We start from the raw sequence: 7,384 nt of genomic DNA, 5'->3' as shown, positions 1-7,384 counted from the left end.
ACTTAAAGGGGTCAACATCCGCCGGAATGTCATGCGGAAAACATCACATGAACCGGCTTCGGGAAAGGGGGTCAACATGATCAAGAATATCCATTTTTTTGGTAGTTCTGTTTTTAAATAATTTATATCCTCAATCCAATCTTTTCTTGATGTAGTTTGACAAAAAGCAAAGGAAATATTTATAAGTCCAAAAAAAAATAAAATAAATTTAGTTTTCATATCATGTGTCTTTTAATTGGCGAGAACGGACAAGTATATGCAAATGTGGGCGATTGCGGGCTTCAAACTTATCAAACCGTAAAAATTTAAAGCGGGCTACAACCCTTGAATTTACTACTATCTCGCCCATTTTGTATATACAGTGTTACCAGCTTTTATTTTTCAAATTCAGACTTTTCCTTATAAAACGAATTGATAAAGTTCACTAATGTTGATTTTTCTTCATCAAGTAAATTTAAATACTTACTTGCTCCAATATGAATCACTTTCCCTATCATATAATTGACAAGTTTTTTTGCATTATCATCAATGTTATTTCTTGAAATATCGGGAACAAATTTCCTCGAATTTATGTTAGCTACAATTGTTTGAATCTCAAATATTGATGCTGATATTTCAATATTGAACCTAAAATCTTTAATTAATACACTTCTCATGAAAAGCTCTTTTCGCTTTTCATTTCTATAGTAGAAATAACTTAAGTCCCTATCCTTTTTATCAAAAGGTAAATACAACGTATTTTTCTTACCTTCAAATAAGGTAATAGTCCTCAAATAAGTTTTCGTTGCACAAGAACTTGAATGCCCTATATCTACCAAATCATCAAAGCTCAAATTCTCAAACACATATTCACCAGGTTTAACAACTTCTCCATCTAGATATGTTTGATAGTCCTTAGGCACAATTACAGAAATCCATGTTAATTCCCGATCCAATTTATCTAAAACTTCTCCGACATCATCTCCTGTGAATTTCATGCCACTTAAGAAATCATCTTCTAGGTGGTATTCAACTATAGGAATAGTCAAATATTTAATTTCTTTATCATTTATATAATCATCAATATTCAGTTTTGAAAAATCATTTACCTCAATAAAACCATCTTCATCATTATAAGAATATAATTGTCCAGCAAAATCAAGGTCTTCAAATTTTGTAATAAACTTACTTCTTTGCTTAATAATTGCATATCCTTCTATTTCGTTTAAATAGTCTCCGAAGTTAATTTTCAAATGCCCTTTTTCTAATTCTCCACTAAAAACTACTGGATTAATTATTTTTTCAATAGATTCTGAATCTTTATCAATTAAATCAAATTCTATATTATCTGTCAAAAAATATTTATTCAGAAAATTTTTAATATTTATTGTTTTATTCTCAAATACGTTCATAAAATGGGAGTAATCTAAAATCACTTCTGTTCCATTAAATTCAACGTCCTCACTTTCGGTGAGAGATGTCCACTCATTACCTTTTTCCAGTTCAACAAGGTATTTGAATTTTGATTTATAATGTCTTGTCAAAACACTTACTTCATCAGACAACATAAAACATGATAAGAATCCAATTCCAAAATTCCCAATAGGTTTGTAATCAAAATCTTTCAATAAAAAATCGGTGGATGTATAATAGGATACTCCTATATTTAAAAAATGCTTTTTAATAATATCCATAGACATCCCAGTTCCATTATCCTTAATGATAACGTTATTTCTTTTTTTATCTAAAACGACTTTGATTCTAGGCTGATAAGCTTCTTCTCCGAATTCCTTTACAGTTTCTTCCGTTTCTTGCCTTATACGACAAGAATCAATTGAATTTTGTATCAATTCCCTTAATCCAAGAGATTTATTTCCATATATTTTTTCGCCCATTAACAATGAACTTATAGCTTTAAACTCTAAGGTCATTTTATAATCCGAAAAAGTATATCCTTCTGTTTGTATATTTATCTCAGGAGCATTATCATATACTAAACTATATTGTTCTGGCCACGCATGAACTAATGTTGTTGCATATGTCAATTCATCTTTTATCCAACCAATATATGTTAATATTTTTCTATGAATACTTGCATTTGAAGCCTTTCCATGGAAAACAATTCTCTTTTGCTTTGTCTTTTCATTGATTATTATTTTCTCATTGTTAGATATTACAAAATGCTGTTTCCATTCTTCATCACTTTTCCCTTTTGGTGCAATTAATTCATACAAATTATAAGGAGTTCTATTACCATCAATATCAAGAATATCGGCTAGACGCAGAATTGCTGCAATAAACTGAGAATTAAAAGTATAATCTCCACGTACTTCTTTTATTCTTAGATTGTTTTTTATCCAATCATAATCTTTTGTATGAGCTTCGCAAATAAGTGCTAATTCTTTGGTGAAATCTAGATTTGGAAGTTTTGGAATTACGAGTTTATCACTTAAACAATTCTCTATATACCTCCCTGATAATGAAGAGTGAATTCGTCTAACATATTCTTGAAGTGCTAATGAATCATCTCCTTTCATTATTTTCTTCATCGACGAATATTTTACATCACAGAAGGGAAAGGAGTCCGATTTTATTAAATCAATATCTTCCTCACTAACTGCCATTCCAATATCATGAAGCAATGCAGAGTATATTAATAATGTAATTTCAAGTTCATTGAGTTTTGTATAGTCATCAACTAATTTACTCATATACTCCATAACTCTAAAAGAGTGTCCAGTATTATGAAGTGTGTAATTCGGGAAGACATATTGTACACGACTATTCAATATATCCTTAACTTGTTCATAAACTTCCTGAATTTTTGAGAGAAATGGACTTTCAATTTCTTTAAGGTATTTTACAAGAGCTAAATCATCTATTTTATAATCAGTATCAATATTCATTTCAATAATCCTTTATATTGTACAGGTAGTCTTTTTTAATTGCTGGTAACGGTGGCGGTATGGTTAGTAAGGGATTGCGGGCTTTTCACCTATCAAGTTACAGCAAATTTTAGAGCGGGTTACTACGCCCCGAAAACCAATGAAACCCTTATTAACTATACCGCGTGTTGGGCGCTGTTGATTTTTGTATACAATTGATTATTAACAGAATCTGACATTTTAATTTGTATTTCAAACATCAAATCAGTCACTAATTTCCTATATTTATTAAAAACTGCTTGAGACACCTTTTCTTCTGAACTTATATCTCCACCATGTGCAACACTATTACGATATCTTAAAAAGGAAGTCATCATTTCTTTTAAATTCGGATTTGGATAAGTATAATCGCTCCAATGTTCTGGGAAAGGCTCAATACAAAATGATTTTAAAATTGCGTTTAAAATTTCAAAACTGACATTACTTTGAGTGTTTATTCCGTTATTTAATTTAAGCTTATCAAGCTTAAAAAATTCCCTTAGGTTATTGAAAAAACTTAACTTTTTATTGTGTCTATCTGGATATTCATTAAACTGTTTGAATGAATCCTCAATATGATAGACAAATAAATCATCCTTAATTAATAGTGGGTTTATGTTTTGATTATTTATTTCATCAATATATGAATTAAAAGATGTTTGAATAAATCCTTCCCAAATTGCATAAATCATTGAAATAGATTGGACAGTAAAAATATCAGAATGCTTTTTAGATAAATTGTATCGACTCGTAAAAAGTACTCTTTCAATTTCAAAAAGAGCTGTTAGTCTTTCATTTATATTTCTTTCTAATTTTATTTCGAAATCAGACATACTATTCAAAAATTTCCTGAGCCCTCTTTAGCCTATTTCTAACTCGTGATTTACTATTCGAAGCCGTACCTGAAAATTTTCTATAATCAGCATCTTGTTTAATTTCAGTAATTTTCTGTAATAATAATTGTTGTTGACCTCTATATTTACCAATATTCTGAGCTATACCAATAGCTATACCTTCATATAATGCTGGCACAAATAAATTATTTTGATTTCTAAATGTCTTTTCATCCCCAATCTCAGAAATCAGCTGCATAACTTCTTGAAAAATTTCCAAATAATAATTTTTATCAAAACTGTCTGACCGAACTGCATTTTCCATGAAATGATTTAGATAATTTTCCATATTATCATTAATCTTTTCATGATTGTTTAACAATGCCACAAATCTCAATACCAACTCCTGGTCATATAATTCATGTTTTTTCTGAATACTTAATGAGGTTAATCGAATATAATTTGGGTCTCTTGATAATTCCAAAAGTAATTCATTAACAATTGGATTTATGCCTCTATAAATTGCATTTCTTATTTCTTGAGGAGTTAATTTTGAACCTCCCGAATTTAAACGTTTAAAGAGTTCATATTTCATTGCAATATTGCTTTCTCCTCTCAATATCTCAACTCTGCAAACAGCTCTTTTCAAATTTATTCGATACTTATTCGGAATTGTATCAATATTTAAACCCTCAAGACTAGGAATTAGCCCTCCAGCCTCTAAATTCCATTTATTTAAAATTCTTATATCTTCCTCATCAACAATTTCTTCATCTGTTTCTTCATTGGGTAGTTTAGTTAAATCATCTTCAAGCTCGCCAAAAAAACTAATAAAAGAAGAAACACGTTGAAGACCATCAACCAGTTCCCAAATGCCTTCAGAGTCTTCTGCAACAAAAATTGGTGGAATTGGAATTCCTAATAAAATAGACTCTATCAAAGCAGTTTTTTGCTTAACATTCCATCTAAACAAACGTTGGTATTCGGGTCGAATCACTAATTCTTTATTCTTATATAAGTTTATAAGTTCACCGAAAGAAATATCCATTCTATCGCTTGATAGTCTTTCTCGTTCCGATGATATCTCAGATTCAAGTTGTTCAATTTGTTTAATTTCCTTATCGTCCATTTTTCTTTTTTCTCAAATTTAATACTTTTTATCTATGGTAGTAGCTCGTCACAATTGCGCCCAACTACTTTCTAACCGAAGTACAATGTCGGTTATTTCGATAATCGACATAGTACTTCGGTTATTTTCATTATGCCAAATGTATTTTAGTTAGCTAATATAATTTATTTTTTAAACATTTAAGTCGTCTAGTGGACTTTTAATCTGTTGTAAATATTTATTGCTCACGTGAGTATATATTTCGGTGGTTTTTGAGGAATTATGTCCTAAAAGTTCTTGTATATAACGTAAATCCGTGCCCGATTCCAATAAATGTGTGGCAAAGCTATGACGCAATGAATGTAAACCTCCTCGTTGCTGTACGCCACTCTTAGTTATAGCCCTTTTTAATACTTTTCCGGCACTTCCTGCTGAATAAGTACCACCAATCTGTCCCTCAAACAGATAGTTCTTAGGTTTATACTCCTTATAATATTGACGTAATAAAGATAATTGTGATTCTCCTAAAATGGAGTACCGATCTTTCTTACCTTTGCCCTCAAAAATACGTACCCGCATTCTTTTGGAATCAATATCGCTCAATTTTAAACTGAGTGCTTCTCCAATTCTTAAACCACTCCCGTACAATAGGCTCAATAATGCCTTATGTTTCAAGTTATCAATGCTGCGTAATATGGTTGATACTTCTTGTTTACTCCATACCTTGGGTAATGGTCTGCCCACCTTGGGTCTGATTACGCCTTGCAATTCAATCTCTTTTTTTAAGAATCCTTTATAATATAATTTGATAGCACTTACTGATTGATTGATAGTTTTATGCGAATATGATTTTTCTCCCAACATGTACTGATGATACTCGTTAATTTGTTGAGGTAAGAAGTTGTCTATTTGACTTAATGAGTTTCTTTTATAGGAGTTAATAAAGCGTAATACAAAATAGTAGTAGGTATTAATTGTATTTTCACTATAGCCCTTTAATTGCATAAACTTTATAAACTCCACCGGGCAACTTTTAAAAAGATAATCCTTGTGGTATGTCTGCTCATACAACAACTGAAGGATATGGTAATCTTTAATTTTTAATTCATTATTAATCCGTATTTGCAACTTTGGCAAAACTTCATTAATAAATGCTTTTAAATACTGTAACTTAGGTTGAATAACAAACATTTTTAACTCCTGGTTCCAATGCGAATACTTACTGTTAACCAGTATCTTGTTAACTTTTTTCGAATACGTATATTTTAATACAATTAACCTATTATTAGCATCTTTATACGGAACCAAAGTAACTACTCCCAATTTTTCAATGGGTTGTAAAACTCCATTAAAATAAGAGCAATCTCCAATTATCGTTTCTTCTGTCATTCCTTTTAACTGAGCTTCATAATAATGCGTATTAACTTCAGCTATATCTTCAAATATATCAACCAACAGACCAATTGTATTCGGAGTACTACTTACTATGAATTTACTATCCGACACATCCCATTTAATCCAGTCATTTTGCAATATCCGTTTGAGTATGGAATCATTCTTTTTAAAATACAGTGCGCACAGTTCTGTATTACCCTTTTGAATTCTGTTTAAATAAATAACAGGTCGATCATTCATAATTTTTATTTGCAAACTACCTACAATTTCTTACATTAACCGTTTTATAATCGGTTACATACGTCTATTAACGTTTAATAATACTACTATGAGTACTCAAACATGTTTGTATTGTAAAGAAACCTTGAAAGGCAGAAGTGATAAAAAATTCTGTAACGCACAATGTAAAAGTGCCTACCATAATCAGGCAGAAAGTACTTCTGAAGCATTTATCAGAAGTGTTAACAAACAATTAAGAGCAAACAGAAGTGCACTTAAAAAAGCCTGCCCACAAGGAAAAGCAACAGTACGTAAGGATTTTTTGAAAACACTGGGCATGGACTTTAAACATTTAACACATACCTGGAAAAGCACCGGTGGTAATCTATATTACTTCTGTTACGACTATGGATACACACCTTCTGTTGATCCTGAAAAGGTTGTCATTATTCAACACCAGAATTACATGCAATAGTCTACTAATGCGCATCAATAGTTTAAAAAAGAATAATATAGAGACACAGTAGGCACAGAGCGTATTGCATATATATATCATACAATTGGTGCAAATTAGAAAAAGAGAAGTAATCAAACTCCATTATTATGAAATTATAAGGAGTTCACAGAGGTAAATCCTTACGGATTTAATGAAGCTTATCAAAAATATCAGTGTCTCGGTACCTACTCAGTGTTCATTTTTAACACTTGATTGACATTACTAGTACAATAGCTTAATTAATAAATAATCTATTGACCTACTGACCTAATAACCTATTAACCTATTAACCTACAGACCAAATCCTCTAACAACCTATTTTACACCTGCTTCGTTATCGCTTGCCTATGGTATGACAAGGATATGACGTTGTATTGACTATGGTTTTACTATACTTGTTTTATGGTATTTCTTCGGTTCCTTAGAACCA

Annotated in this window: 6 protein-coding genes; 1 reads left to right on the top strand and 5 read right to left on the bottom strand. The window is 30.7% G+C overall.

Annotation, left to right across the window (positions count from 1 at the left end; translation table 11 throughout):
- From OM075_RS23840 to OM075_RS23820, 5 genes are all read right to left on the bottom strand, one after another.
- Window positions 1-219 (bottom strand): hypothetical protein (locus tag OM075_RS23840; RefSeq protein ID WP_301193068.1); only part of this gene is annotated, 219 nt, incomplete at its 3' end.
- A gap of 155 nt (window positions 220-374) precedes the next feature.
- Window positions 375-2,885, bottom strand: coding sequence for an HD domain-containing protein (locus tag OM075_RS23835; protein WP_301193067.1), 2,511 nt, complete (start codon window positions 2,883-2,885; stop codon window positions 375-377).
- A 155-nt stretch (window positions 2,886-3,040) separates the two neighbouring features.
- A complete protein-coding gene (locus OM075_RS23830; RefSeq protein ID WP_301193066.1) occupies window positions 3,041-3,736 on the bottom strand; it encodes an MAE_28990/MAE_18760 family HEPN-like nuclease in 696 nt (231 codons plus the stop codon).
- Window position 3,737: 1 nt separating this feature from the next.
- Window positions 3,738-4,865, bottom strand: coding sequence for a DUF262 domain-containing protein (locus OM075_RS23825; RefSeq protein ID WP_301193065.1), 1,128 nt, complete (start codon window positions 4,863-4,865; stop codon window positions 3,738-3,740).
- A 171-nt stretch (window positions 4,866-5,036) separates the two neighbouring features.
- On the bottom strand, window positions 5,037-6,479 hold the full coding sequence (locus OM075_RS23820; RefSeq protein WP_301193064.1) for a tyrosine-type recombinase/integrase: 1,443 nt from the start codon (window positions 6,477-6,479) through the stop codon (window positions 5,037-5,039).
- 88 nt (window positions 6,480-6,567) lie between these two features.
- Here OM075_RS23820 and OM075_RS23815 point away from each other — a divergent pair, with 88 nt between their 5' ends.
- Window positions 6,568-6,933 (top strand): hypothetical protein, encoded by a 366-nt coding sequence (locus OM075_RS23815; protein WP_301193063.1) that lies wholly within the window; start codon window positions 6,568-6,570, stop codon window positions 6,931-6,933.
- Window positions 6,934-7,384: the final 451 nt, after the last annotated feature.

It is taken from the genome of Plebeiibacterium sediminum (genome assembly GCF_026013605.1).
Lineage (GTDB): Bacteria > Bacteroidota > Bacteroidia > Bacteroidales > Marinilabiliaceae > Saccharicrinis > Saccharicrinis sediminus.
This window is presented reverse-complemented; position numbering and strand designations above follow the sequence as displayed.

Excerpts from the sequence above, each read along its gene's own strand:
- OM075_RS23825 (WP_301193065.1), bottom strand. The coding sequence starts at position 4,865 with ATGGACGATAAGGAAATTAAACAAATTGAACAACTTGAATCTGAGATA.
- OM075_RS23830 (WP_301193066.1), bottom strand. The coding sequence starts at position 3,736 with ATGTCTGATTTCGAAATAAAATTAGAAAGAAATATAAATGAAAGACTA.
- OM075_RS23815 (WP_301193063.1), top strand. The coding sequence starts at position 6,568 with ATGAGTACTCAAACATGTTTGTATTGTAAAGAAACCTTGAAAGGCAGA.
- OM075_RS23835 (WP_301193067.1), bottom strand. The coding sequence starts at position 2,885 with ATGAATATTGATACTGATTATAAAATAGATGATTTAGCTCTTGTAAAA.
- OM075_RS23820 (WP_301193064.1), bottom strand. The coding sequence starts at position 6,479 with ATGAATGATCGACCTGTTATTTATTTAAACAGAATTCAAAAGGGTAAT.